The sequence below is a fragment of the Marinospirillum sp. genome (assembly GCF_014859565.1).
Window position 1 is genome coordinate 1 of sequence record NZ_JACUUA010000433.1, and the last position, 1525, is coordinate 1525.

Sequence of the window (1525 nt, forward strand, 5' to 3'; positions counted from 1 at the left end):
AAAGGCACGGGATTCATACACGCTGGCCGTTTCCTGCACCTGCTCGGCATGTACCCCACCCCGGTCTATCGTGGCTTTGGCTTTGCGGTAGATAAACCGGGCTTTACCGACTTGCAGGTTGTTTTGGATTTCTGCGGCACACGTTTCTATCAGCTGCGCCACATCAAAATCCACCCGGAAGCTGGTTTTGTATTTGATGCGGCTCCACAAGGCTTCAAACTCAGGGCTTAAAAACACCGCCTTATTCAGTGCCACTGGTTTTTTATCGTCACGGTTTTTCAGATTCAGGTTGCCAGAAACCTTCTTCAGTACAGCGGTCACCTGCGCTGCATGGGGCTGAAACGCCTCGGGTAAATCCAGCTTGCCGCTTTTTAATGCGGTCTTCAGGCTGTCTTGCACCTTGCCTTTGGCATCAATATGGCCTGCCGCTTCCAGGTGTTTCCATAGGGTTTTGGAAGCCTCCACACCCAGGTACTCATGGTGATGCTCATCCACCGGCACCACTATATTGGCAAACAGGTGCTGTTCAACCACACCGAACTTAATGCCTTCCTCCTGCTCAATTTCTTTTTGCAACTGCTCGGCAAATTGCTCGTAAGACTCGTTCGCCATCACCGTCAGGGTGTTGACTGCAAAGCCATGCACCCGCTCGCCCTTCTGATTGACACAAATACGCAAGCCACGGCCAATTTCCTGGCGCTTTTTAATCACCGAGCTGGTTTCGTTCAAGGTGCAGATCTGAAAGACATTGGGGTTATCCCAGCCTTCCTTTAACGCCGAGTGGGAAAAGATAAACTTCAACGGGCAGGCAAAACTCAGCAGCCACTCCTTGTCTTTCATGATGGTGTTGTAGGCACTGCCATCGGATTCACTGCTGGCGGCTTTGCCATCCTTGCCTAGTTTTGATTCCTTCAACATTTCTCTGCCGGAAGAATCCTTTTTCTTATCAATGGCAAAGTAGCCGTTATGCACGCCCTCAGCGGCGGTTTCCAGGTCTACCCCTGCAAACAGATCAGTGTACTTGGGCTTACGAATGGCGCGGTCGTATTCTTCCTCAAACATCAGGGCAAACTTGCCCTTTTGCGGATGACCGGCTTCATCATACCAGCGGTAATTCGCCACCTTATCAATGAAAAACAGGCTGAGGACTTTAATGCCTTCAGGGCGCAGGCGCAGCTCTTTATCCAGGTGCTCTTCAATGGTCTTGCGGATCTGCAAGCGCTTGTATTCATCAGGGTCAACCTCGCCCAAAGCCTGGCCGAGCTTCAGAACATCGGGCTTGCTGGTAAAGCTGATGTATTCATTGCCCTGTTCGCAGTAGATGTCTTCGATAATGTAGCCATCGTAGACTTCGCGGCCACCGCTGTACTTGGCATCCAGCAGGTCGGCACCGCTGGTTACGGTCACTTCTTTACGCTGGATACTGCCGCTCTTCAGGCGGGCATCAATTTCGATTTTGGCAGTGATTGGGCTTTTTTTATTGTTCACACTGATCAGCTTGATATACGCCTTGTTGTGCCCATCC

The 1525-nt window shown here is 51.1% G+C and carries 1 pseudogene; it reads right to left on the reverse strand.

Annotated features, from left to right (window positions below):
- Window positions 1–1488: pseudogene (locus IBX50_RS20530) on the reverse strand (restriction endonuclease subunit R); the annotation flags it as partial.
- Window positions 1489–1525: the final 37 nt, after the last annotated feature.